This window comes from Mycolicibacterium helvum, assembly GCF_010731895.1.
Classification (GTDB): domain Bacteria; phylum Actinomycetota; class Actinomycetes; order Mycobacteriales; family Mycobacteriaceae; genus Mycobacterium; species Mycobacterium helvum.
The window spans coordinates 6,352,264-6,377,409 of record NZ_AP022596.1 but is presented as its reverse complement, the minus strand read 5'-3'; the positions used below and the strand labels follow the sequence as shown (position 1 = coordinate 6,377,409).

General features: G+C 65.7%; 23 protein-coding genes and 1 tRNA gene. 12 read left to right on the top strand and 12 right to left on the bottom strand.

What is annotated here, in order from left to right; translation table 11 throughout:
• Positions 1–14 precede the first annotated feature (14 nt).
• Both G6N38_RS30030 and G6N38_RS30025 read left to right on the top strand, forming a co-directional pair.
• On the top strand, positions 15–596 hold the full coding sequence (locus tag G6N38_RS30030) for a TetR/AcrR family transcriptional regulator (protein WP_163751693.1): 582 nt from the start codon (positions 15–17) through the stop codon (positions 594–596).
• Positions 593–2,128: a glycerol-3-phosphate dehydrogenase/oxidase gene (locus G6N38_RS30025; protein ID WP_163751692.1), complete on the top strand. Its 1,536-nt coding sequence runs from the start codon at positions 593–595 to the stop codon at positions 2,126–2,128. The genes G6N38_RS30030 and G6N38_RS30025 overlap by 4 nt, the downstream gene beginning before the upstream one ends.
• Here the strand turns inward: G6N38_RS30025 and G6N38_RS30020 are convergent, their stop codons facing one another.
• From G6N38_RS30020 to aceE, 7 genes are all read right to left on the bottom strand, one after another.
• Positions 2,129–3,550: an acyl-CoA carboxylase subunit beta gene (locus G6N38_RS30020; protein WP_163751691.1), complete on the bottom strand. Its 1,422-nt coding sequence runs from the start codon at positions 3,548–3,550 to the stop codon at positions 2,129–2,131.
• 58 nt (positions 3,551–3,608) lie between these two features.
• Positions 3,609–4,880, bottom strand: coding sequence for a 3-oxoacyl-ACP synthase KasB (gene kasB, locus G6N38_RS30015; protein WP_281357859.1), 1,272 nt, complete (start codon positions 4,878–4,880; stop codon positions 3,609–3,611).
• A gap of 34 nt (positions 4,881–4,914) precedes the next feature.
• Positions 4,915–6,165 (bottom strand): 3-oxoacyl-ACP synthase KasA, encoded by a 1,251-nt coding sequence (kasA, locus tag G6N38_RS30010; RefSeq protein ID WP_163751690.1) that lies wholly within the window; start codon positions 6,163–6,165, stop codon positions 4,915–4,917.
• The gene (gene acpM / locus G6N38_RS30005) at positions 6,162–6,458 is read right to left on the bottom strand and encodes a meromycolate extension acyl carrier protein AcpM (protein WP_005144687.1); all 297 of its coding nucleotides are present in this window, start codon (positions 6,456–6,458) and stop codon (positions 6,162–6,164) included. Before acpM ends, kasA begins: the two co-directional genes overlap by 4 nt.
• 74 nt (positions 6,459–6,532) lie before the next feature.
• A complete protein-coding gene (locus tag G6N38_RS30000; RefSeq protein WP_163752611.1) occupies positions 6,533–7,453 on the bottom strand; it encodes an ACP S-malonyltransferase in 921 nt (306 codons plus the stop codon).
• 151 nt (positions 7,454–7,604) lie between these two features.
• Complete coding sequence (locus G6N38_RS29995; RefSeq protein WP_163751689.1) at positions 7,605–8,885, bottom strand: PucR family transcriptional regulator; 1,281 nt, start codon at positions 8,883–8,885, stop codon at positions 7,605–7,607.
• Between the two features lie 67 nt (positions 8,886–8,952).
• Positions 8,953–11,742, bottom strand: a complete 2,790-nt coding sequence (gene aceE / locus G6N38_RS29990) for a pyruvate dehydrogenase (acetyl-transferring), homodimeric type (protein WP_163751688.1) — start codon at positions 11,740–11,742, stop codon at positions 8,953–8,955.
• 151 nt (positions 11,743–11,893) lie between these two features.
• Between aceE and G6N38_RS29985 the strand changes: the two genes are divergently transcribed.
• The 4 genes from G6N38_RS29985 to G6N38_RS29970 all read left to right on the top strand — a co-directional run bounded on the left by G6N38_RS29985 (position 11,894) and on the right by G6N38_RS29970 (position 13,558).
• Positions 11,894–12,463, top strand: a complete 570-nt coding sequence (locus tag G6N38_RS29985; protein ID WP_246227536.1) for an Rv2240c family protein — start codon at positions 11,894–11,896, stop codon at positions 12,461–12,463.
• 83 nt (positions 12,464–12,546) lie between these two features.
• Positions 12,547–12,975: a DUF3052 domain-containing protein gene (locus G6N38_RS29980; protein ID WP_163751687.1), complete on the top strand. Its 429-nt coding sequence runs from the start codon at positions 12,547–12,549 to the stop codon at positions 12,973–12,975.
• Positions 12,972–13,436 carry a peroxiredoxin gene (locus tag G6N38_RS29975; protein WP_163751686.1) on the top strand — a complete coding sequence of 155 codons (465 nt, stop codon included), beginning with the start codon at positions 12,972–12,974 and terminating at the stop codon, positions 13,434–13,436. The genes G6N38_RS29980 and G6N38_RS29975 overlap by 4 nt, the downstream gene beginning before the upstream one ends.
• Positions 13,437–13,483: 47 nt before the next feature.
• A tRNA-Val gene (locus tag G6N38_RS29970) sits at positions 13,484–13,558 on the top strand.
• A gap of 150 nt (positions 13,559–13,708) precedes the next feature.
• Here the strand turns inward: G6N38_RS29970 and G6N38_RS29965 are convergent.
• The 4 genes from G6N38_RS29965 to G6N38_RS29950 form a co-directional block, all read right to left on the bottom strand.
• Positions 13,709–14,215, bottom strand: a complete 507-nt coding sequence (locus tag G6N38_RS29965; RefSeq protein ID WP_163751685.1) for a PIN domain-containing protein — start codon at positions 14,213–14,215, stop codon at positions 13,709–13,711.
• Positions 14,212–15,603: a DUF3696 domain-containing protein gene (locus G6N38_RS29960; RefSeq protein ID WP_163751684.1), complete on the bottom strand. Its 1,392-nt coding sequence runs from the start codon at positions 15,601–15,603 to the stop codon at positions 14,212–14,214. The genes G6N38_RS29965 and G6N38_RS29960 overlap by 4 nt, the downstream gene beginning before the upstream one ends.
• Positions 15,604–15,724: 121 nt before the next feature.
• Positions 15,725–17,134, bottom strand: coding sequence for a tyrosine-type recombinase/integrase (locus G6N38_RS29955; RefSeq protein WP_163751683.1), 1,410 nt, complete (start codon positions 17,132–17,134; stop codon positions 15,725–15,727).
• On the bottom strand, positions 17,131–17,706 hold the full coding sequence (locus tag G6N38_RS29950; protein WP_163751682.1) for a hypothetical protein: 576 nt from the start codon (positions 17,704–17,706) through the stop codon (positions 17,131–17,133). Before G6N38_RS29950 ends, G6N38_RS29955 begins: the two co-directional genes overlap by 4 nt.
• Positions 17,707–17,765: 59 nt before the next feature.
• Here G6N38_RS29950 and G6N38_RS29945 point away from each other — a divergent pair, with 59 nt between their 5' ends.
• From G6N38_RS29945 to G6N38_RS29920, 6 genes are all read left to right on the top strand, one after another.
• Positions 17,766–18,026 carry a helix-turn-helix domain-containing protein gene (locus tag G6N38_RS29945; protein WP_163751681.1) on the top strand — a complete coding sequence of 87 codons (261 nt, stop codon included), beginning with the start codon at positions 17,766–17,768 and terminating at the stop codon, positions 18,024–18,026.
• An 82-nt stretch (positions 18,027–18,108) separates the two neighbouring features.
• Positions 18,109–20,175 (top strand): AAA family ATPase, encoded by a 2,067-nt coding sequence (locus G6N38_RS29940; protein ID WP_163751680.1) that lies wholly within the window; start codon positions 18,109–18,111, stop codon positions 20,173–20,175.
• A gap of 505 nt (positions 20,176–20,680) precedes the next feature.
• Positions 20,681–21,181 carry a hypothetical protein gene (locus G6N38_RS29935; RefSeq protein ID WP_163751679.1) on the top strand — a complete coding sequence of 167 codons (501 nt, stop codon included), beginning with the start codon at positions 20,681–20,683 and terminating at the stop codon, positions 21,179–21,181.
• The gene (locus G6N38_RS29930) at positions 21,178–21,708 is read left to right on the top strand and encodes a hypothetical protein (protein WP_163751678.1); all 531 of its coding nucleotides are present in this window, start codon (positions 21,178–21,180) and stop codon (positions 21,706–21,708) included. The genes G6N38_RS29935 and G6N38_RS29930 overlap by 4 nt, the downstream gene beginning before the upstream one ends.
• Before the next feature lie 439 nt (positions 21,709–22,147).
• Entirely contained in the window at positions 22,148–23,707 is a 1,560-nt protein-coding gene (locus tag G6N38_RS29925) for a hypothetical protein (protein ID WP_246227533.1), read from the top strand.
• Complete coding sequence (locus G6N38_RS29920; RefSeq protein ID WP_163751677.1) at positions 23,704–24,138, top strand: hypothetical protein; 435 nt, start codon at positions 23,704–23,706, stop codon at positions 24,136–24,138. The genes G6N38_RS29925 and G6N38_RS29920 overlap by 4 nt, the downstream gene beginning before the upstream one ends.
• Here the strand turns inward: G6N38_RS29920 and G6N38_RS29915 are convergent.
• The gene (locus tag G6N38_RS29915; RefSeq protein WP_163751676.1) at positions 24,130–25,014 is read right to left on the bottom strand and encodes a hypothetical protein; all 885 of its coding nucleotides are present in this window, start codon (positions 25,012–25,014) and stop codon (positions 24,130–24,132) included. The genes G6N38_RS29920 and G6N38_RS29915 overlap by 9 nt on opposite strands.
• Positions 25,015–25,146: the final 132 nt, after the last annotated feature.

Sequence of the window (25,146 nt, the reverse complement as noted above, 5' to 3'; positions counted from 1 at the left end):
TTACAGTATTACAGATGCTGTCAATCAGTAACGACGAATCGGTGGACATCGGCGACCGGATCATGGCCGCCGCGGCCAGCTGTGTCCGCGACTTCGGGGTCGAGCGCGTCACGCTGGCCGAGATCGCCCGCCGGGCGGGGGTGAGCCGTCCGACGGTGTATCGCCGCTGGCCGGACACCAACACGATCGTGGCGTCGCTGCTCACCGACCGGATCACCGGCGCCTGGCGCGCGGTCTCGGCGGTCAGCCCAGGCCGCGCCGGCGTGGTGGAGCGGATTGTCGAGGTGGCCCGTCTGCTGCGCGACGACGAACTCATCACCTCGGTACTGAGGTCGGCCCCCGACCTGGCGATGGTCTATATCGCCGGACGCCTCGGCACCAGCCAGCAGATCCTGATCGACTTGCTCGTCGACGCACTGCGCGCCGCCCAAGCCGACGGCAGCGTCCGGGCCGGCGACGTCCGGCAGATGTCGGCGATGGTGCTGCTGATCGGGCAGTCCACGATCCAGTCCGCTCAGATCGTCGAACCCATCCTCGACGGCGACGCCCTGAGCGTCGAGCTGTCCCGTGCCCTGAATGGATACCTCGCCCCATGAGTGACCTCACCGCCCTCAGCGCCGCCCGGCGAACCACCGAACTGACCGAGCTGGGTGACGACGGCCGCGTCGACGTCGTCGTCATCGGCGGCGGCATCACCGGGGCCGGCATCGCCCTCGACGCCGCCAGCCGCGGCCTGTCGGTGCTGCTCGTCGAGAAACACGACCTGGCCTTCGGCACCAGCCGTTGGAGCTCCAAGCTGGTCCACGGTGGACTGCGCTATCTGGCCACCGGCAACGTCGGCATCGCGCGGCGCAGTGCCGTCGAACGCGGAATCCTGATGACCCGCAACGCCCCGCATCTGGTGAGCTCGATGCCGCAGCTGGTTCCGCTGCTGCCGTCGATGGGTCGATCCCAACGAGCTTTGATACGAACCGGTTTCGTAGCCGGTGACGCGCTGCGGATCTTGGCGGGCACCAAGTCTTCGACGCTGCCGCGATCTCGGCGCATCGGTGCATCGCAGGCCATCGCGATGGTGCCGACCGTGCGCCGCGACGGCCTCGACGGCGGCCTGCTGGCCTACGACGGGCAGCTGATCGACGACGCCAGACTGGTCGTCGCGGTCACCCGCACCGCCGCTCAGTACGGTGCGCGGATCCTGACCCGGGTGTCCGCGGTGACCGCCACCGGCACGTCGGTGCGACTGCGTGACGAGCTGACCGGCGAGTCGCTGGAGGTGGCGGCCCGCGTGGTGATCAACGCGACCGGCGTGTGGGCCGGCGAGGTGGATTCCGCGATCAAACTGCGTCCGAGTCGGGGCACGCACCTGGTGTTCGACGCCGCGTCGTTCGGCAATCCGACTGCTGCGCTGACCATTCCAATCCCCGGTGAGATCAACCGGTTCGTGTTCGCGATGCCCGAGCAGCTCGACCGCGTCTATCTCGGGCTCACCGACGAGGACGCCCCCGGTCCGATTCCCGATGTGCCCGAACCGACTCCCGCCGAGGTCAGCTTCCTGCTCGACACCGTCAACACCGCGCTGGGAACCGCGCTGGCCAACGCGGACATCAAGGGTGCGTATGCCGGATTGCGCCCGCTGATCGACACCGGTCAAGGCCGCACGTCTGACCTGTCGCGCGAGCACGCGGTCATCGAATCGGACTCCGGGGTGTTCAGCATCGTCGGTGGCAAGCTCACCGAGTACCGGTACATGGCCGAGGACGCCGTGGACCGCGCGCTGACGGCCCGGTCGATCACCGCCCAGCCGTGCCGCACCCGCAATCTGCCGCTGGTCGGCGCGCCCGCCAATCCTGTTGCCACACTGCGTACCACGAGCCACCTGCCCAGCTCGCTGGTCGCCCGATACGGCGCCGAGTCGCCGAACGTCATCGCCTCGGCGCGGTGTGACCGGCCGACTGACCCGGTCGCCGACGGAATCGACGTCACCCGTGCGGAATTCGAGTTCGCGGTGACCCACGAAGGGGCGTTGACCGCCGACGACATCGTGGACCGACGCACCCGCATCGGGCTGGTCGAGGCTGACCGCCACCAGGTCATCGCTGTGGCTGAAGACCTGCTGGCCCGCGCCTGACTACAGCGGGATGTTCTTGTGCCGCCCGCGGCGGGCGGGAGCCTCGGCGAGTGCCTGGGTCAGCTTGCTGCGAGTGTGGGCCGGGTCGATCTTCTCGTCGACCACGCCGATCTCGACCGCGCTGTCCACGCCGCCGGCGATCCGCTCATGCTCGGTGGCCAGTTCTTCGTGCAGGGCTTCACGCTCGTGATCCGGTGCGGCGGCCAGCTTCCTCTTGTGCAGGATGCCGACGGCAGCTTTGGCGCCCATGACGGCGACCTCGGCGTCCGGCCAGGCGAACACCTTGGTGGCGCCCAGCGACCGCGAGTTCATCGCAATGTAGGCCCCGCCGTAGATCTTTCGCGTCACCAGCGTCACCCGCGGAACGCTCGCTTCACCGAAGGCGTGCAGCAGCTTGGCGCCGCGGCGCACGACCCCGCCCCACTCCTGGTCCACGCCGGGCAAGTAACCGGGGACGTCCACGACGACGACCAATGGGATGCCGAAGGCGTCACACAGGCGCACGAAACGTGCTGATTTCTCCGCACTTTCGGAGTTCAGGCAGCCTCCGAGGCGCAGCGGGTTGTTCGCGATGACACCGACGGTGCGACCGGACAGCCGGCCCAGACCGACGACGATCGACGGTGCCCACTTGCCCTGGAATTCCTCGAACGGAGTGTCCGCGTCCAGCAGCGCCTCCACCAGCGGGTGCACGTCATAGGCGCGACGGGGCGACTCGGGCAGCAGCGCGTGCAGGTCGGAGTCGCCGGCCTCAGCCTTGCTCTTGTCGAAATGGCCCTGCTGGGAGAACAATCCGATCAACCGGCGACCGCGGGCGTAGGCGTCGAGTTCGTCGGTGGCGACGATGTGGCACACACCGGACTTCTTGTGGTGGGTGTCGGGGCCGCCGAGGGAGGCCATGTCGACGTCCTCGCCGGTCACGCTGCGCACCACGTCGGGGCCGGTCACGAACACCCGGCCCTCCGACGCCATGATGACGACGTCGGTCAGCGCGGGACCGTAGGCCGCGCCGCCGGCGGCGAAGCCGACCACGACCGAGATCTGCGGGATGTAGCCCGATGCCCGGATCATGGCCTCGAAGACCAGACCCACCGCGTGCAGCGCCTTGACGCCCTCGGCGAGCCGGGCGCCACCGGAGTGCCAGATGCCCACGATCGGGGCCTGCTCCTCGATGGCGGCGTCGTAGGCGTTGACGATGTGCTGGCAGCCCTCGACTCCCATGGCGCCACCCATGACGGTGCCGTCGGTGCAGAAGGCGACGGTACGCACGCCGTTGACAGTCCCGGCCGCGGACAGCACACCGGACCGGTCACGCTCGTGCAGCAGCTCCACGCTGCCGTCGTCGAAGAACGTGGACAGCCGCAGCAGCGGGTCACGTGGGTCGAGCGATTCGCCGACTGTCTCGGGGGCGATGGTCGTCATCTGAATCTCCTATATGCGCACTGGATATCAGTCGGCACCGTCAACACGTCTGGTGTTGTCAGTACTTCCCGAAGGCGATCGCCACGTTGTGACCACCGAATCCGAACGAGTTGTTGATCGCGTACTGGTAGTTGCCTGGCCGGGGTTCGCCGGCCACCACGTCCAGATCGATCTCCGGATCGAGGTTGCGCAGGTTGAGCGTGGCCGGCACGACGCCGTCCCGCAGCGCGAGCACGGTGAGGATCGACTCCACCGCACCGACGGCACCCACCGAGTGACCCAGCGCCGATTTGGGCGCGTAGACCGCAGGCCGATGAGTGCCGACAGCATTGTTGATCGCCTTGGCCTCCGCGACATCGCCCACCTGGGTGCCCGTCGCATGGGCGTTGATGTGATCGATGTCAGAGGGCTGCAAGCCGGCGAGCTGAATTGCCCGCGTGATTGCGTGCCCCGCCTGTTCACCGTTGGGGTCGGGCGCCACGATGTGGTACCCGTCGGAGGTGATGCCCGCCCCCATGATGCGGGCGAGGATGGTGGCCCCGCGCGCCTTGGCGTGTTCCTCGGTCTCGATGATCATCATCGCGCCGCCCTCACCGAAGACGAACCCGTTGCGATCTTTGTCGAACGGCCGACAAGCGCCGGCCGGGTCGTCGTTTGTGGTGGACAAGACAATTCGCATCTGTGCGAATCCTGCGATCGGCACGGCCTCGATCTTGGTCTCGACGCCACCGCATATTGCGATGTCGGCTTCACCGAGAACGATCTGCCGCCATGCCTGCGCGATGGCCTCCGAGCCTGACGCGCAAGCCGAGACCGGGGTGATGACCCCGGCCTTCGCCTTGAGCTCCAACCCGACGGCCGCCGCTGCGGCGTTGGGCATGTACATCTGGACTGCCAACGGTGACACGGCCCGCAGGCCCTTGGCGCGCATCGCCTCGTAGGCGAACAGCAGTTCCTCGGATGAGCCGATCCCGGTTCCGAGCGCCACCATCAGCCGCTTGGAATCGACTTCCGGTGAGCCGGCGTTCTGCCAAGCCCGCCGGCCGATGACAGTGGCCATCTTCTGTAGATATGACATCCTGCGCAGTTCGACCCGTGTCAGCTCACCGTCGAACTCCTCGAGCAGGTGCCCCCCGATGCGGACCGGCAGGTCGTACATCTCGACGAAGTCGTCATCGAGAAGCCGAATACCGCTTTGACCGTCCAGCAACCGTTTCCAGGTGCCTTCGGCGTCGGATGCCAGGGCGGTCGTCATCGCAACTCCGGTGACGACCACGTTGGGGAAGCCATTCCCCGTGGATAACCGGGTCAATTGCGTCAACCCTGTCATTGCTTCCTGCCAGTCCTTTCCCCCCGGATCGGTGTCAGTAGCGCCCAAACGCCAGCGCTACGTTGTGTCCGCCAAATCCGAATGAGTTGTTGATCGCGTACTGGTAATCGCCATAACGCGGTTCGCCCGCGACGACATCCAGATCGATCTCCGGATCAGGTGTCTCGTAATTGAGGGTCGGCGGGATGACGCCGTCACGCAGAGCCAGCACCGTGAGGATCGACTCCAACGCGCCGACCGCACCGATCGAGTGGCCCAAAGCAGACTTCGGTGCGTACACCGCTGCATGCTCCACACCAGCCACCCGGATGGCGTTGGCTTCGGCGATGTCGCCGATCGACGTCGACGTGGCATGGGCGTTGACGTGGTTGATGTCCTTGGGCGACAACCCCGCCGTCTCCATCGCACGCTTCATCGCGTGGCCGGCCCGCAGGCCGTCGGGTGCGGGCGCCACCATGTGGTAGGCGTCCGAAGAGATACCCGCACCGAGCAGACGGGCAAGCGGCTTGGCACCACGTGCCAACGCGTGCTCCTCGGTCTCGATGACCATGAGCGCACCCGCCTCGCCGAATACGAATCCGTCGCGGTTCTTGTCGAACGGACGCGACGCGCCCTCGGGGTCGTCGTTGCGGGTCGACATGGCACGCATCATCGAGAACGCCGCGATCGGCAGCGCCTCGATGGTGCCCTCGACGCCGCCGCAGACCGCGATATCGGCGTCACCCATGACGATCTGTCGCCACGCGTGAGCGATGCCCTCCGAACCGGACGAGCAGGCCGACACCGGGGTGATGACCCCGGCGCGCGCGCCCAACTCGAGACCGACCACCGCGGCGGCACCGTTCGGCATGACCATCTGAACGGCGAGCGGGGACACCTTGCGGGGGCCGCCCTCGTTCATCGCGTCGTACATCTCGACGATCTTCTCGCCACCACCCAGCCCGGTCCCGATGACTACCGAGAACCGGTCGGGGTCGACCTCAGGGCTGCCCGCGGTCTCCCAAAGCTGGTTACCGAGGAACTTCGACATCCGCTGGACATACGACATGCGCCGCATATCCAGTCGACCCATCTGTGGGTCGAGGGGCTCCTTGAGGTGCCCGCCGATCTTGACCTGGAGGTCCCACTTGGTGACGAAATCGTCTTCGAGTACGCGGATGCCACTTTCGCCTGCCAGCAGACCCTTCCACGTGCTCTCGATGTCGCCCGCAAGCGATGTGGTCGCCGTGACGGCGGTCACGACTACGTTGGGGAAACCGCCGTTAGCAGTGGAAGGCCTGGTCATTCGCCAGCGAACTTCTCGCGCAGGGCGGCAGCAGCCTCGGGGTTCTCTTCTTCGAGCTTCTGGATGTAGGAGACGACGTCACCGACGGTGCGCAGACCGGCGAGGTCCTCGTCGGGGATCTTCACGCCGTACTTGTCCTCGGTCTGCACGGCGATCTCCACCATCGACAGCGAGTCGATGTCCAGATCGTCGACGAACGACTTCTCCGGGGTGACCTCGGAAGGCTCGATACCGGTGACTTCTTCGATGATCTCGGCGAGGCCGGCGATGATTTCATCCTGAGAGGCGGGCACAATGGCTCCTTCGTAATTTGTTGTGTGACTTGATGAAACGCTTTATATGTGGTTGTTCTGGACGGGCCGGCTCCTCAGAGCTCGGAGAGTCCGTCCAGATCTGCGGGTGTCTTGATAGCGCGCGTCGCGACGCCCCGAAGTTCTCGTTTGGCGATCCCGGCCAGAGTTCCCGCTGGTGGGAATTCCACGATCGCCGAGCCCTCTGCATTCTCAAAGAGCGTCCGCATGGTTTCGGTGCACAAATCCCAGCGCACCGGGCGGGTCAATTGGGCGACGAGCTTCTCCATCGCGTCCGCTGCCGAAGATACCGGCTGGCCGTCGGCGTTGCTCAACAGCGTGGTGGTGGGCTCGCCGGTGACGACCTCGGCGGCTGCGGCGGCATAGCCGTCGAGCGCGGAGGCCATGTAGTGCGTGTGGAAGGCGCCGGCGGTGGCCAGCTGGCGCACCCGGGCCTTGGCCGGCGGATCCTCGGCCAGCTTCTCCAGGGCGGCGACCGCTCCGGCGGCCACGATCTGGCCGGCGGCGTTGCGGTTGGCGGGAACCAGGTCCAGACGTGCCAGCGCTTCCAATACTTCGGACTCGTCGCCGCCCAGGACGGCCGACATGCCGGTCGGCTCGATGGCGCAGGCCTTGGCCATCTCGGCACCGCGAACGGCGGCGAGTTTCACCGCGTCGTCGGCTGAGATGACGCCGGCGATGGCGTAGGCCGCGATCTCGCCGACCGAGTGGCCTGCGACGACGGTCTTCTTGCCGGCCAGCACGCCGCGCTTGACCAGTTCGCCGTTGGCGAGCAGGGTGGCCGCCACGACCAGGGGCTGAGTGACCGCGGTGTCGGTGATCTCATCGGCGGTCGCGGTGGTGCCCAATCGGGCCAGGTCCAGGCCGGCAATGTCAGACCAGGTCTTGATCTGATCGGCGGCACCAGGCAGCTCGAGCCATTCGGCGAGCATGCCGGGGGTCTGGGATCCCTGGCCTGGAGCCAGCACTGCGATCACGGGTTGAGGAGCCACTCTTTAAGAGAACATTGTGAAACCGGATTTGCACGGTGTAAGAGATTATGAACCTTGTCTTATGTTTTTGTGGGGTCTCCACAAAAGTGCATGTGATGCGACTCCGTTGATACCTTGCCGCGATCTACCTGCGGACTTAATTGACCCCCACGGTGCCGACCAATGGCGGTGTGAGCTGGGCAACAGAACTGTTTGCCGTGGTGTGGGTGGGCGCTGGGTAACCCAGGCGGGCCACGGTAGACGCCACGCGCAGGACATACGCATCGCGCGGCACAGTGGGATCACGCCCGGTGAAGTCGGTGATCCGCCTCAGGCGGTAGCGGACCGTATTTGGATGAACGAACAATTTTCTGGCGCAAGCTTCGATCGCGCCGCCGCTGTCGAGATAGGCGTCCAAGGTCTCGGTGAGCGCCGGTCCGGCATCGGCCAGCGGTCGCATGATCTCGGTGTGCAACGCGGTGATTGCGGAGGGATCGCCCAGAAGTGCGCGCTCCGGCAACAGCTCTCGGGCCAGGACCGGTCGGGGGGCGCCGGTCCAGCCGGCGACGGCGTTCATCCCCGATATCGCCTCGCTGGCGCTGTGGTGGGCCGCGCTGAGCATGGGTGCGGTCGGTCCGATCACCACCGGACTGTCGGCGAAGGCGTTGATCAGATCGGTGAAGAACCGGTCGGTCGGCCCGACCGGGCCGGAAATGATGCCGATGAGCCAGGTGCCGTGCACGTCGGCCAGCGCCCCCCGGCCGTGCCGTGCGGCGATCTCGCGGACATCCTCGCTGGCTAGTTGCTCCCGCCCGGCCGGCGGTGTGCCCACCACCACCGTCGCGGGGGCGGTGGTGTCCCAGTTCAGTGCGGCGGCCCGGGACAGCAGTTCCTGCCCGGTATCGCCACGGACGACGGCGTCGACGACGCTTGCCTCCATCCGGCTGTCCCAGGCGCCGCGAGCCTCAGCGGCGTCGGCGTAGGAAGACGCCGCGGCGAAGGCCAGGTCGCGGCTGTAGCGCAGGATGCCGACCGACAGGGCGACGCGCTGCTCCTCATTGCGCCCCAGCGAGGGCAAGGCCGCCTCGAAGTACTCCATACTCACCCGCACCATGTCTACGGTCTGCGCCAGTGCGATGCGGCGGGTCAGCTCCTGGGGGACCAGCGCGAATGCCTCGGCGGTGTAGCCGACGTTGCTCAGCGGGTTACGCACCCATTCTGCGAAGTTGACCACCGCGGTTTGCAGCACCAGTTGCACGCTGGCGCGTTGGGAAGCCTCCAATTCGCCGAAAAACGGCAGGTGCTCGGTCATGGCCGCCACTGCCTCGCTGGCCAGGCGGCCGGAGTGCTGCTTGAGCCGACGCAGCGTCGACTCCGGCACGGTCTCGAGTAACTGCAGGGGCGACCGCGGCGGCTCAAGCGGCGTGTTGTCGATCACCCCTAAAATCTACGCCGGATTTCTGGATGTTCCCGCCAAATTTGCCGATTGGCGGTGAACAGCGCGCCTAGGCGCTCCCGGTGTCGACATAGGAGACCTTGGCGGCCGACACGTCGTCGATCTGGTACTCCTGCGCCGCGGCGATCGCCACCGACGGATCGATCTCGCCGTCACGGGCCAGCGCCTCGAGCACCGCCACCACGACCGACTCCGCGTCGGTGTTGAAGTAGCGGCGAGCCGCGGGCCGGGTGTCGGAGAAGCCGAACCCGTCGGTGCCCAGCGTGACGTAGGTGTTGGGCACCCACGCCCGGATCTGCTCGGGCACCGCGCGCATCCAGTCCGATACCGCGACCGCCGGGCCGGCGGTGTCGCCCAGCGCCTGCGTCACGTAGGGCACCCGGGCCGGGCGGTCGGGGTGGCGCAGCCGTTCCTTCTCCACGGCCACGCCGTCGCGGTTGAGCTCACCCCAGCTGGTCACCGACCAGACGTCGGCGGCGACGTCCCACCGCTCGGCCAGCAGGTCGGCCGCGCGCAGTGCCTCAGGCATCGACACTCCCGAGGCCAGGATCTGCGCGACATTGGATCGGGATTGTTGCGCTTTCCGGTATCGGTAGATGCCCCGCAGGAGCCCTTCGGGGTCGAAGTCCGCCGGTTCCGCCGGCTGGGCATAGGGCTCGTTGTAGATGGTGACGTAGAAGAAGATGTTCTCCGGGTTCTCGCCGTACATCCGTGCCAGACCGCTCTCCACGATGTAGGCGATCTCGTAGGCGAACGCCGGGTCGTAAGCCACCACCGCCGGGTTGGTCGACGCCAGCAGCAGCGAATGACCGTCGGCGTGCTGCAGGCCCTCACCGGTCAGCGTGGTGCGCCCGGCCGTCGCGCCGAGGACGAAGCCGCGGGCCATCTGGTCGCCGGCTGCCCACAGCCCGTCGCCGGTGCGCTGGAACCCGAACATCGAATAGAAGATGTAAATCGGGATCATCGGTTCGTTGTGCGTCGAATACGAGGTGCCGACCGCGGTGAACGACGCCGTCGACCCGGCCTCGTTGATGCCCTCGTGCAGGATCTGCCCGATTTCACTTTCCTTGTAGGCCAGCATCAATTCGGCGTCGACGGCGGTGTAGAGCTGGCCGTTGCGGTTGTAGATCTTCAGGCTCGGGAACCAGGAGTCCATGCCGAATGTGCGTGCCTCGTCGGGGATGATCGGCACGATCCGGGACCCAATATTCTTGTCCCGCAACAGTTCTTTGAACGTGCGCACGGTGGCCATAGTGGTCGCGACCTGCTGCTGGCCGGACCCCTTCTTCAGTGCCTTGTACACGTCGCGCGGCGGCAGGGTCAGCACCTTGGCCTTGACGCGCCGCTCGGGCAGGAAGCCGCCGAGCGCTCGGCGCCGGTCGATCAGGTAGCGGATTTCGGGCGCCTCCGGGCCGGGGTGGTAGTACGGCGGCAGGTACGGGTTCTCCTCGAGCTGGGCGTCGCTGACCGGGATGCGGATGGCGTCGCGGAAGTCCCGGAGATCCTGCAATGCAAGCTTTTTCATCTGGTGCGTGGCGTTGCGCCCCTGGAAATGAGCGCCCAGCGAGTAGCCCTTGATGGTCTTGGCCAGGATCACCGTGGGCTGGCCCTTGTGCTCCATCGCGGCCCGGTAGGCGGCATAGACCTTGCGGTAGTCGTGGCCGCCGCGCTTGAGGTTCCAGATCTCGCTGTCGCTCATGTCGGCCACCAGGGCCTTGGTGCGCGGGTCGCGGCCGAAGAAATGGTCGCGCACGTAGGCGCCGTCGTTGGCCTTATAGGTCTGGTAGTCGCCGTCGGGCGTGGTGTTCATCAGGTTCACCAACGCGCCGTCCTTGTCGGCATGCAGCAGCGTGTCCCACTCGCGGCCCCAGACCACCTTGATGACGTTCCAGCCCGCGCCGCGGAAGAAGGATTCGAGTTCCTGGATGATCTTGCCGTTGCCGCGCACCGGTCCGTCCAGGCGCTGCAGGTTGCAGTTGACCACGAAGGTCAGGTTGTCCAGGCCCTCGTTGGCGGCGACCTGGATCAGGCCGCGGCTTTCCGGCTCGTCCATCTCGCCGTCGCCGAGGAACGCCCACACGTGTTGATCGGAGGTGTCCTTGATGCCGCGGTCGTGCAGGTAGTGGTTGAACCGCGCCTGATAGATCGCGTTCATCGGACCCAGGCCCATCGACACCGTGGGGAACTCCCAGAAGTCGGGCATCAGCCGCGGGTGTGGGTAGGACGGCAGCCCGCCGCCGGGATGGCTGTGCTCCTGGCGAAAGCCGTCGAGTTGGTCGGCACTGAGCCGGCCTTCGAGGAAGGCGCGGGCGTAGATGCCGGGGGAGGCGTGACCCTGGATGAAGACCTGGTCGCCGCCGCCCGGGTGGGCCTTGCCGCGGAAGAAGTGGTTGAAGCCGACCTCGTAGAGCGCGGCCGAGGACGCATAGGTGGAGATGTGGCCGCCCACGCCGACGCCGGGGCGTTGCGCGCGGTGCACCATGATCGCGGCGTTCCACCTGATCCAGGCTCGGTAGCGGCGCTCGACGTCCTCGTCCCCGGGGAACCAGGGCTCCAGCTCGGTGGGAATGGTGTTGACGTAGTCGGTCGAGGTCAGCGCGGGGATCGCGACGCGCTGTTCACCGGCGCGCTCCAGCAGGCGCAGCATCAGATAGCGCGCCCGGGCCGGCCCCGAGCGGGCTAGAAGGTCGTCGAACGACTCCAGCCACTCCGCGGTTTCTTCACCGTCGATATCGGGCAGATACGACGCGACACCCTCGCGGATCACCCGTACTCGATCGGAATCGCCTTGACTGCTTGAGTTTTGGGCCAGATCGTGGCGCGCGAACTCGGTGGTCAACTTCAGCTCCTTAGTAGCTGGCGCAGGTTTTGCACCCTCTGCCCCCTATCGTGCCGCACTTGAGGGGGTACCGACGAGTAGGGAACGTCGGGGGACCGGTGAATTTCTCGCAGCGCGCCGAGCATGGCTGTCACCCGGTAACCTCCGGGCTGTGCTGATCAGAACTGCCCGGGGGCTGCGGATCGGCGGAATGCTGGTCGGCTGCGCTGCGGCAGTGACTGCCGGCATCGTCGGCTGCACCTCCGTCACGGGGGGCCACGCGGGGGTCAATGCCGGCGAAGCACCGGCCTACCGAACCTCGATGGCGGTGTCGATCTCGCAGTCGGCGGCCTCTTCCAGCGCTCGAGAGTCCGAACGTCAGGCGTCGCTGACCACGCAGGCCATGCACGACACCTGCGAGACCCTGTCCACCTCCAGCGCTGCGGCGATCGACGCGGTGAATGCCTACGTCAGCGCCTTCAACTCGGGTGCCACCGATGTGTCGGGCACCGAGGGTCCGGCGGTGGATTCGCTCAACAAAAGCGCCGATGCCGTCGCCGCCAGTGTCACCGACGCGATCCCGACTGAGCTGAAAGCAGCGTTCAAGGACTGGGTCGACGGTGCGCGCGCGACAGCCAAGGCAATCCTGGCGCACGCAGGCCCTGGAGAGTTCAACAAGACGATCCAAGACCTCAACGACACCAGGTCGAATGCGCTGAGCTTGTGCGACGCGACGTATTGATTCCTACCGCACAGCGAGTATTCATCGCTGTCGTGCGACGATAGGCCTAGACAGCCGACCCTGAATTGAAGGAGGTTCCGACGGTGGTCGCGGAGGGTGGCCCCCCGGGTTACGCCCAGAAGTTGGGTGTTCAAAAAGATCAGGTCGTGCAGGAACTGGGCTGGGACGAGGACAGCGACGACGATATTCGCGCCGACGTCGAGGATGCCAGTGGCGGGGAACTGCTCGACGAGGATGCTGACGAGGTCGTCGACGTGGTGCTGCTGTGGTGGCGCGACGGTGACGGTGACCTGGTAGATCGGCTCATGGACGCAATAGCGCCGCTGGCCGACGATGGCATTATCTGGGTGTTGACACCCAAGACCGGCAAGCCCGGGCACGTGCTTCCCGCTGAGATCGCCGAATCGGCGCCGACCGCGGGATTGATGCAGACCTCCTCGGCCAATCTGGGGGACTGGAGCGCAAGCCGGTTGGTGCAGCCGAAGTCGAAGGCGGCCGGGAGGCACTCGTGACGGTTGGGGTTGGATCACTCGCCCCTGACTTCACGCTGAAAGACCAGAACGGCCAGTTCGTCACGCTCGGCGATTTCCGCGGTGCCAAGAACGTGCTGCTGGTGTTCTTCCCGCTGGCGTTCACCGGCATCTGCCAGGGTGAGCTTGACGCCATTCGTGACCATCTGCCGGTCTACTCCAACGACGAGACCGCGACGCTGGCGATCTCTGTCGGCCCGCCGCCGACGCACAAGGTGTGGGCGATGCAGAGCGGATTCCTGTTCCCCGTGCTGTCCGATTTCTGGCCGCACGGCGCGGTCGCCCAGGAGTACGGGGTGTTCAACGCCGACGCCGGCGTCGCCAACCGCGGCACCTTCGTGATCGATCGCGCCGGGATCGTCCGGTTCGCCGAGTGCAAGCAGCCTGGTGAAGCGCGCGATCAGGGGGTCTGGACCGAGGCGTTGGCCGCGCTGTCAGCCTGACCAGGATTTCCCTGCACCGGCGCCCGCCGTGTAACCTGCCCGGGCACGGGCGCGTAGCTCAGTGGTAGAGCTCTGGTTTTACACACCAGCGGTCGGCGGTTCGATACCGTCCGCGCCCACCATCAAACGTCGAGGTCAGCCTTCATAACTGGGCACGGCTCAACGTCGCGCTACCTCGTCCTTGGGATGGAGTGTCCCAAGAATGTCCCAAGTTGGTTTCAGCAATTTGGTGACTTAGCAGGTCCCCCAGGGAAGCGTGGCTAGACGTGGCGCTACCCCGCCGACTTCGACCGACGAATCTTGCGGTCGCTGAGGCAATGGGGGCATAGTTCGAGCACACGAACGCCTGCGGTTTCCAGGTCGCTCTTCCGCTGCGCCCAGTCAGAGTCTGTGGCGTTGACGATTGCGTCTGCTGACCCCACGAGGTGTAGCGCTATCCACTTCCGGTCACTCGGATCGAAGTTGGCCAGCACCGGCGGTATCGCCGCATCAATTTCTTCCGGCGCGGAGCCGATTTCAACTCGCAACACGCGGGACTCGTTAGCAATATTGTCCAGAAGAGACTTGAAAAAGAGATCACCGACACCTGGTTGGCCAGAGCGTCGGCAATAAGTTTCGTATTCAGAAGTGGCGAGCGTGTGCGTGTCGATCAAAACAATATGCTGCTTCATTGCTTCGTACAGTGTGCGTGCCGCCTCCAACTCGCAATCGTCATCAGCCTGTTCACTTGCACGATTAGCGACAATCAGGACATTGGTGTCGATGACCACACGCTTCACGCGTTCGACCCCGCCTTTCGGCGCCGCTCGGCCTCCAGCATGGCGATTCGGTCAGCAAGCGGGTCGCCGAAGAATTCCTCGGGCCAATTAGCAATATTTCCAAATAGATCGACCTCTAGCTGATCGAGGGTACTCTCGCCTTCAACCTGCTTGCAGAAATACAGCGCGACGTCGGTGGACTTGACGCGCAGGTGATGGCCGAAGTGGGACTCCGCGATGCGTCGTTGAAGACGGGTGAGTAAGTGCTCGCTGTGGCTCTCCAAAATCACCTGGATGTTGCGCGTTAGTGCCGTCTCCAAAATGATGTCCGCGAGACCAGACTGGACTGCCGGGTGCAGGTGTATCTCCGGCTGCTCAAGAATCAATGTATCACCGCTTTGGGCGTATGCGAGGAGCACGAGAACGGGCAGCACCTGGCTCACTCCAAAACCAACATCTGTGAGCAGTACCGGCGTTGACCTAGGACGCTGTCTAACGCTGACGCGGTACAGGGTCCCGCGATCATCGAGGGATTCCAATTCAAAGGAAGATATAAGACCGAGTTCGGATAGCCACTGGGCGATTACTTGCTCGATTGGAATTCGGCGAAGTCGGCGATTGTGATTTGGGCCAGTCCACCCGCGCGAAATTTTCCGCTCCGATATTCGTGACGCAATTAGTGCATTTATGGACAGCTCACCTCTAGTGCCGACGTCGCGAGGCGCGCCCCCACTGAAGATGTACTCTCGTCGTGGATCTTCTCGCAGCGGCCCGAGGTAGCGAATATTTCGGCAAGCGGTCTCGAACCCGAATTCGATCTCACTCAGGAAGCTGGCATTTTGATAGTATAGGCGGACTTGGTCCGGGAAACTGTAGAATTTATTCGGATGGGGAAGTGGCCAGGCGCGGCCCTGGGTCCGTTTGAATTCGTATCGGTTCGACATCAGCTCATACTCGTTATCCGCTTTGCGGATCATGCTGAACGTAGTGTCTCCTACTGCGTAGGTCATTTCCCTCACGTTGGCTTGGGTCGACCGTATGTCAATCTCCGCATTGAGAGAGAGCTCATTGCTTACTTCCACGACTGAGGACTTTTTGCGGGCCCGCTCGATGATGTTGAATACCTCGACGGGTTCTTCGGACTGCCACTTGAGAAATAGCCTGAGTGGCGACTCCTCCCGGTGCCCATAAATGATGTCCTGGTAGGTGCCCAGATCCGCGAGCCCGCTTAAGGCAAGCGTCTGGTTGCGATCGGGATTCTCTACTGTCTGGCGAAGCATGAGCAGGCTTTGCAGGATGCTTGTTTTGCCCGAGGAATTGGCTCCGAAGAATGCAGTGACCGGCGCAAGCTCGATCCTCCCGGTATCGCGCCAGCTCTTAAAATTCGCTAGTTCAAGTCGGGTCAGCATTGTTGCCCTGCCTCAGTTGTAATGCCATTGGTAGTGCGTATGCCGCCACCGTAGCGGGCCGGAAGTGGAAACCCGCGGAGGGACGACATTCGAATGGGTTGCTAGCACCAACCACCCTGGCTCATCCAAATAGTGAAGCACCCACGGCCCGTAACTCGTCGGGCTTGGCGTGCGCGTAGATCGACAGCAGCACCGCCGGGTCGTGACCGAGCCAGGCCGCGACGATGTGCGGAGGCTGACCCTGGTCGAGCATCAACGACCCTGCCGTGTGGCGCAGACCGTGCAGTTTGATGCGCCGCAGTCCCGCCCGCGAGCGTAATCGCTGGAACTCGTCGGAGTAGGACTCAGGGCGCAGCGGTTCGCCGTCCTCACGCACGGCCACCAGACGGTCATCCGACCATGCAACCCCAACCGCCATCGCCTCACGCTTTTGTGCCGTCCTGAGTGCACGCAACGCCTCGGTCACGTCCGCCGGTAGCGGTAGATCGCGACGGCTGCGCCTCGACTTCGGTCCACCCTCGACAGCCTCGTTGCCGACGGCGACACGGCCTCGGCGGACCGATAGGGTGCCTGTGTCGAGATCGACTGCGCTCCAGCGCAACCCGAGCACCTCCGAGCGGCGCATCCCGTAGCAGGACAGCAGCCAGCAGGCGTAGAGGCGGTGATCGGCCACCGACTCGCGAAACCTGACCACCTCGGCCAGCGTCCACGACTCCTCGACGGGCTCAGTGCCGTCGTCGGTGTGAGCGTCCTTCGGTCGCTCGACCAATGCAATGACGTTGCGCGGCAACACACCCTGATCGGTGTAGCTCTGGACCACCGCGCCGAACGTCGTCAGCGTCGAGCGGACGGTCTGGGGGCTGAGACCGCGCTTCTCGGCGGCGGCGGTGGTCTCGGGCTGCGCGGGTGCATAGACACCGCGCCGAACGCGGGTAACCCGTCGCGTCGCCAACAGTGCGGACAGGGCCGAGTGCACGTCGCCGGGCAGCGCGGCGGCGAGTTCGGCGGCGGCGATGCCCTCGGGGTGCTTGGACACCAGCGCAACCACCTGGCTCGCCAGCGAGCCGTCCCGAAAGTGTTTTGGCGACGTGCGCGCCTCAGTCAGCATCCACCGCACCAGGGCGTCGCTGTCGGCCTTTGTGAGCTGTTGCAGCTTGCGGCCGCCGAGGTAGCGGCGTACCGGCTTCAGGTCCATTTCGTAGCTGTAGAGCGTCACGCGCCGGATGCCACGCCGACCGGCCAACCACTCGTCGCAGGCCTCGTCCACGGTCATCGGGGTCGGGCGGTTGTAGATGCCCGCCGCCACCTCGGAAGTGATGCGTCGCAGCTCTTTACGGGCCTCGGCCAGTGTGCGGTAAGTGAACCGCCTCCGGTCGCGGCTGCCGTCCGGCTTGGCCCCGAGGTCGGCGCGGAACTCGTAGCTCACCGTGCCGTTCTTCGCGACGCGCTTGCTGATCGGCTCGGCGCGTCGGGTGCGCTTGGCCTTGCTCTGCTCGGCTTCGCGCGTGTCGGCGACTGGGTGGTCGGTCATTGGTCGTCCTCGGTCGTGGTGGTGCTCCAGTCGCGGCGCAGGTATCCACGTCGCTTGGCTTCCTTAATCCATCGGTCAACGGTCGGCAGCGATGCGCTCAGCCGGTCAGCGACATATTCGCGCGGTGAAAGGCCATACTCACGGGCCATCGTCAGCAGATTGGCGACCTGACGGTAATGCACATCATCGAGCGTTCGCCGCCCAGGCTCATGATCTGGGCGCAGCAGATTAGTCGGGTCGTATTCATCGCCCGCAATGCCAATGCTGCGCTCGCTGAGGCTGACGAAGCGAGCCGCCGCCTTGGCCAGCCGGCGGACGGGAATCTGGCGGATCGTGTCGGGGTCGATCTCGGCGACGTCGCCATCGCTGATGAGTTGAAGCTCTACGAGGCGAGGGGCAGCGCCGCTGCCGTCGATCCGCACGCGGTAGCGGTGGCGGTGGCCTACTAACGGAATCTCGATCAGACCGTCGGTGCTGCCGGGCTCGCCCGTCACACGCCGGATGGCGTCGGTCATCACGTCGCCTTTGATTGCGCGGGCATTCCGGGCCATGTCGGGGTTATCGGTGAGCACAAATAAATGATAACCGAATGCTGTGGCAATTATCAACGATTCGGCACATAGTGGACGCCATGGCAACCATCACGACCACGACGTCCCCCGCCGCGCCGGGCGGGGCCGCGTGCCCGGTCATCCGGCGCGGACCCGTCACCGTCGACTACCTGCGTGTGCACCCGACCGTCAGCGTTGAACAAGCCGCATTGCTGCTGGGCGTCAGTCGGGCTTACGCCTACCAGCTAACCCACGCAGGCGAGCTTGACGCAATCACGTTGGGAGAGAAGCGCGTTCGGGTCAAATCGGCGAGCCTGCTGCGGGTGCTGGGCGAGGACTGACAGATCCGAAACGTAGAGCGCCCCGGCCCGACAACGACACCGGACCGGGGGCGACCTATCACCGAAACGAGGACACCTAGGAATGCCCATCGACAGGGCCGATTTTACGACAACTGCCGCGCCATCGGCGACCAACGGGCGCGGGCCAGGCGCCCCCAGCGATGGCCCCGACGCGCGAGCAGAATGGGTCAGCGGCATGCAGTGGGCCGACGCGCTCAACGTCGATCCCGAAACGCCCATCGCCGACGTGCTCGGTGCCGAGACATGGAACGCGGTGCGAAAGTTCTGCCGCCAGTACGACGTCACGATGTACTTGCCTGATGGCGCCAGCAGCATGGCGTTCCTCGACTTCGACGCACTGCCGACTGCGGTCGTCCACACCGCCAGACCCAAGGTGATTTTCACCCGCGCGCAGGTCATCGAGTTCGCCGCCGACACCATTACCGATGACCCGCATCTCATCGGGGAGCGGCTCAAGAGGGCGCGGTGGGACCGGTTCGACCGCAAGAAGCGGACCGACGACGCTCTTAATGCCAGGAAAATTCCGGCCAGCACTGCCTACACCCTCGGCGAAATTGACGCGGTTGCCGGACCCGAGGTCGCAGGGAAGTGCAGGCAGCAGATCGATGACGCCAATCGCAAAGCTTGGTCGCACCCGAAGCCGCACAGCTTCCGCGAGCACGAATACGTGATGACTGCCGCCGAGCTGGTCGGCCCCATCGGCGTGCCGGTCGAAGTCATCGCGGCGATGACGAAGGCGACCGCGGCTGAGCGCAATGCCGCCCTCGCTGAACTGTCGATCGCGCGAATTCGGTACAACGACGGCATCACCGCGCGCGCACGGGCGGGCGGCGTGCCCGCGCTCGACCTCGACGCCGAGGTCTTGACGCTCTCGGGGCTCGCCAAGCTCGAAGCGGTGCGCCCGCTCATCGAGGGCTTTCTTCCACGGGGCCAGCTCGCCGATCTCAACGGACAGCCCGGCGCAGGCAAAACGATGGCGGCGGTGAGCATGGCGGCTGCAATTGCCTCCGGCAGAACGTGGTGCGGGCATGCGGTGCCCGAGCGCGCGCCGGTCCTTTACGTCGCTGCCGAGGGTGCCTCAGGCATCCGTGCCCGGCTCCTCGCATGGTGCGAAGCCAACAGGGTTGCGCCCGAGTCGATCGAGGACACGTTCATCATCGCTCCGCGTGCAGTCCAGATGGGCGACGAAGGGCACATGGCCCAAGTCCTCGACGTGGTGAAGCGCCACGGTGTGGCCCTGGTCGTGTTCGACACCCGCGCACGTTGCACCGTTGGCGTCGAGGAAAATTCGGCGACCGACCACGGGCGGGTCATCGCGAACGCCGACGACATCAACCAGCAGACCGGCGCGGCGGTTCTCGTCGTGCACCACACTGCCGCCGGGGGCGAGCGGGCGCGGGGGACAACGGCGTGGGACGGGGCGGTGTGGTCGTCGCTGCTACTGACCCGCAGCGGGGGCAAGAAGGCCAAGAAGTCCCGCAAGGTCGAGATCAATTGCGTCAAACATAAGGAGTGGTCTGACGGGTGCACCCATGAGTTCCGTCTCACCGATCACACCGTCGGCGAGCCGCTGATGCCCGAAGCCACTGCCTTGCAGCGTTCAACGCTGGTGCTGGCCGGGATTGACCCCTACACCGATGAGCCGGACGAGGAGCAGAGTCTCAGCGTCACGCAGGCCGAAATCCTTGCCCTCGTCGCCGAGCACGGTGGCGGAGACGGGCTCACCCGAAGCGAAATCGTCAAGTTCGCTACCGAGCAGGGGTTGGGCTCGCGAAGCGCGATCTATAAGGCGGTGGCCGCACTCCACGACGACGGCAAGCAACTCGTCAGGGTCGCGGGCACACAACGGCTCGCCGTGCGAGCCCTCACCGAGAACGCCACGAACGCCGGGGACGGTGTGACCGTCGTCGGCTCGCCGACCTACACCGAGGCGGTGGAGACCATCCTCACCGCGCTGTGCCTGCGCAAGGCCGAGGGACGCATAACCGACGACACGGCCAAGACCGACGCGCACAGGCTGGTCGGTGGCCACGTCGTGCCGTTCGCCGAAGCGTGGGGGCGGTGGTCGGTCAACCGTCCGACCGACCCCGGCGAGGTGGAGAAGCTCGCGAGCGGGGCAACGAGGTGAACGCCTTACGAGAGGCCGCGAAAACGCTTACCGAGCTGCGATTTTCCAACAACTTGTCCACGCTGCTCCGTCACCGCGAGACAAATCAGCGACGCCGCAGTTCAGGTTGTGTTTCGAGTGTCGTGGACAGCCGGAGACACCGCCAGTCTTGTCCACCGCCGTCCACCCGCGTCCATGAGGTCTGAAAATGCTTACTGACCTGGGAACTTCCAAAATGTCTCCACCTGTCTCTTTCGCCTTCCCCAATGTCCACGGGAGCGGGCATCCCTTTAGGGTGCCCCGTGGACGGGCCGGACAGTGGACGGTCGCGGACCGACGACAACCAACCACGACACACTCCGCCCTCGGTGCCGGGGTGCGGGCTGCCGAGGCGGTGGTGCTCTTGATGGGGCACGGCGGCGGCACCCTCGACCCATTGCCGAGTTCCCCACCTTTGTCGGGATTGTCAACGCGCGCAACAGCATTGGTTGCGACGGCTTCGTCGGATTGTCTACATAATGGGTACATGGCCCCCGTCATGCGACACCGCGACAGCCGCGCCCGCGCCGAGCAGGCGTACTCGATGCACCTCGACGGGCACACCTGGGCCGAGATCGCCCACGCCCTCGGCTTTCGTGGTCGCTCGGGAGCGCAGAAAGCCGTCCAGCGCCATCTCGCCGAGACGACGCCGGACCCGTCCAGCATCGCGCGGCGCAAGTGGGTCGACGGCAAGCGACGGCTACGGGCGCGGCTGTGCCGTCAACTGTCTGTTGCCGAGGGTGCCAACGACTCGCAGGCGGTGGGGCAACTGTCTCGGGAGATCGACCGCGTGGACGACCAGCTGGCCAAGGCGGCGGGGTATTACGCACCGCAGAACGTGAGCGTGTCCGTGGACACCGCCCCGGCCCTGGCCACCGCCGAGTGGCTGCGCCAGGTTTCTGCTGCCGCCGCTGCGGTGAGCGATGGCAGTCAGCCCGGGGCCCTGGCGCGCGCGTCGGTGGTCATCGACGGCGAGGTGGTCCGGTGACCGCCCCGGCACGTCCCGTCCCCGACGTTGCAGCCGCCGAGGCGGTGGCGGTCCTGATGACCGAGGTGTCCGAGGGGACCCTGACCGCCGCGACAATGGCCGACCGGGCGGTACAACGGTGCCGCGAGGTGTTCGGCCAGTGCGACGGTCCGACCGATCCGCTCTGGCCGGTGCACGTCGATCTGTGCCGGGCGGTGCTCGGCCACAGTGGACTCCCGGCGGGCGAGCTGGCCCAGTGGCTGAGTGTGGCCAGGAACCGCGAGAACCCCGGCGGTGCGGGCACTTACTCGCCCGCCTCAGTTTCGTCGCTGTCTGGCGCGCGCAGCCCCGATTCCCACGATGCTGAGCCTGACGCCGGGGCTGAGCTGAAGCGTGTTGCGCCACAAATAGACACCGTGGACACCACGGACAATGACGAGTTCGCCGATGTGCCGGAGGAGGTACTGGCCCAGGCAGAAGCGGCGGCGCTGGCAGTGATCGACCGGTACCGCCGCCGACAGCGAGAGGGGGAGACCGATGCCCGATAACCGCCACCGCCGCAGATTGCTCGACCGCCTCCGCAGCAGGACCACCGCAGCCACCGCGCCTGACCGCGTGCCGATCGCTGCGCCAGCGCCCGAAACACTGCGCCGCGAGCACCTATTCGGATCGCAGTACCGCGTCCGCATGAGCTTCGCCGAACTCATGCAAACGCGCGGCTGCACCGGAGAGCGGGTGCTGCGTGGCCTGGCTGGGCCGACCACAACCCAACGCCAGCGCGATGCCGCTACCTGGCGCGCCGGATACAGGCCGGGTGAGGTGCTATGGCCCTCATAGTGGACCCGCAGCGCCACCGCTCGATGGGACAGACTTGGGTCACCCAGTGCGCTGAGAGCGTCCGAGGCCCGGAAAAAGTGCGGTCTGACCTGCGAGGACACCAGCCGGCCAACCTGGCGACCACTTGATAGTCGATCGAACGGACCACCGATGACGGGGCATAATGCCAGCTCAGACGCTCTCGTGTTCGGCAGCATCGAGCAGGCCGCCCAAGCGCTGGCCGAGGCCGAGCACCTGGCGCAACTGCGCGCACGGCGGGTGCCGACCACACCTCACGAACTCGGTCGGCGCATCATGCGCGGCTACAGGGTCACGCCAGCGGTAGCGCTCATCGGGCAGGAAATCGACCGCGCGATCCGCGAGCCCGACCAGCGGCTCATTATCGTCATGCCGCCGCGTGAGGGGAAGTCAACCACCACCGCAGTGCTGGGCACCTTGACCGCGCTGCGTGGTAACCCCGATGCCCGAATCATCCTGGCGTCCTATGCCGATGAACTTGCCGAGAAGCACAGCCGTGAGGCGCGCCAGCTCATCGCCGAACACGGCTACCTGCTCGGCCTCGCCCTGTCTCCAGACAAGGCGAGTGCCGGGCAATGGACCCTCGACGGACACCGGGGCGGGCTGCTGGCGTCGGGTCTGCTGTCGGGACTGACCGGCCATGGCACCGATGGGCTGCTGATCGTGGACGACGTGGTGAAGAACATGACCGAGGCCGACTCGCCGACCTACCGCCGCCGCGTGGTCGCCGAGTTTCGCAGCACGCTGTTGACCCGCACCGAGCCCGGCGCGTCTGTGGTCGTCATCGGAACACGTTGGCATCCCGAGGATTTGATCGGCACGCTGCTCGCCGAGGAGCCTGAGCGGTGGCGGGTGGTCAGCGTCCCGGCGGTGGCCGACTCCGGTGTGCCCGATTCGCTCGGTCGCGCGCCCGGCGAGGTCATGGTCTCCGCCGTTGGGCGCACCGCCGAGCACTTCGCCGACCTGCGCCGAGCGGTGGGGGAGCGCATGTGGTGGGCCGAGTTTCAGGGCGTACCAACGTCGCCCGAGGGCAACGTGATCCGGCGCGCGTGGCTAGACGTCTGGCGGATGTCCGCAATGCCCGCCGATCCGGTGCGCACCGTGGTCGCGGTTGATCCGAGCGACAGCGGCCAAGGCGACGCGGCGGGAATCGTTGCGGCCAGTCTGACTCGCGAGGGCGTGGTGGCCGTCCACCGAGACATCAGTAAGCCGATGACCCCCGAGGCGTGGGCACGGGCGGCGGTCCAACTCGCCATCGACACCGGTGCCAGCGAGATCGCCGTCGAGACATTTACCGCACGCGAGGGTTATCTGTCGGTGCTCAACACCACCTTGCGCCGCTACCGTCTGGCGCACCCGATCCGTGTCACGTCGTGGCCACCCAAGAGCAACCGCAGCGGGCGGGGCCGGGGCGACGCGCTGGCGCGCTCGGCCAAGCTGATCCAAGGGCTTGAAACCGGTACGGTGCGCCTCGTCGGCCACCTCGAAAGCCTTGAGGGTCAGGCCACTCGATGGCAGGCCGGGCAGCACCAGCCCGACTGCGTTGCGGCAGCGGTGATCGCCCATGACGTGCTGGTGCACGGGGGTCATTCACACTTCGTCAGCCCCATCGGGGTTGCGCGCCGCGCACGCGAGGGCCGTATGCCACCGCCTCCAGCCTGGATGCGGCGACGGATTGGAGACCGACCATGACCGACCAGATTGACCGCTCACTTTGTACGCCCGACATCGGCGATGTTGCGGTGTGCCATCACGATCCCGGCTGTCTGTACGGGGATAAGGAGGGCAACCTCGCCCGCGGTGGCCGCGAGCAGCTGCGCGCATTCCTCATCTCAGAGCCGGAGCGCGCCGATAGCGAGGGACGTGGCTGCGGATGTCGCAATTGCACGGGTGTCGAGCGTCCGATGTCCGATGCCGACGCCGACGCCGACGCAGTGTTGAACCATGTATCACCCCGCGTGGCAACGCTCTTTTGCCTGGGCAAGGTCGATTTTCGCGGCTGCGAGGAGTGCGAGCAGTGCGGGCACTTGAGCCCGTTGTTCACCGACTCTCCGACCTCGCAGCGAGGTGCGCTCGCGCAGCGGCGCTGCCCCTACCACGGGTCTCCGCTGCGTTCAGTCTGACTGTCCGTCAGTCGATTCCGGCCAAAAGCGTGCGATGTCATTGCAGTGGTCGGCGTACTCCGCGTCAGTCAAAGTCGGGTAGCGGATCTGGTAGTCACCATCGTCGTACACGTCGAACCACGGGCGTCCATCCTCGCGCCGCATTGGTCGCATCTCGTAGCGGGGAGAAACGAGGACACATGCCGGGAGATAGAAACGCCTGATCAGTGGCTGTGTTTCAGCGTTCGAACTGAGAAATGATTGGCCGGTGGTGCCCTCGATAAAGCGCGGCGGACCACCGAACGGCGGAAAGAGCTCCCGAATGATGTCCTGGATCAGACGGACGGCGTCGATCGCGGGGTCTCGGGCGTCGGTGTTGTCCAGCCCGGGGTTGTAGTGCACGGCGCGGTGACGCAGCTTCCCTAGTCGAGTGAACTGGTCAACGAGTTCGTCCGACAGCACGCCCCAGCCTGCCAGCGCGTCGGTACATTGACCCCACTTGGTGAATGACCGCCAACCAGCAATTTCGTCCGTCGTCGCCGGATGGCCGCGATAGTCGTTGCGCAGCACCACCACTAGCTGATTGAGAATCCGCTCGCCTAATGCGCTAGCTCCGACAAGAGCTGGGTAATAAGCGCCTGCGGCGAAAGCGGTCCGAATCTGAGCCAAAAAGACATTGTGCAGAGCGACAACACTCATCGGCTTCGCGCCGAGAGCTCGATAGTCAGTGAACTTCGCCTCGAAGTCCGCAGCGCCAAACTCATGGATCAGCTCCACGGTGAATTGCCTCAGATTTTGGCGCCATTGAGCTCGGATATCCGGCTCCCAGCTGGCGCCGTACTCCTCCTCATGGTCCATCAGGGTGTTCCGTGTATCGAACGTATAGTGCAGCGGCATGTACCGACGGCAACCGTCGCCGCTGGTTCGCTCGCGTCCGACTGGGGCGGGGATCATCAATCCAGTTCATCATGCGCGTGGGTTCGCGTGGTTTCGCGGCCTGGCCTAGCCGTTTAATTCGAGCGGTCGTGA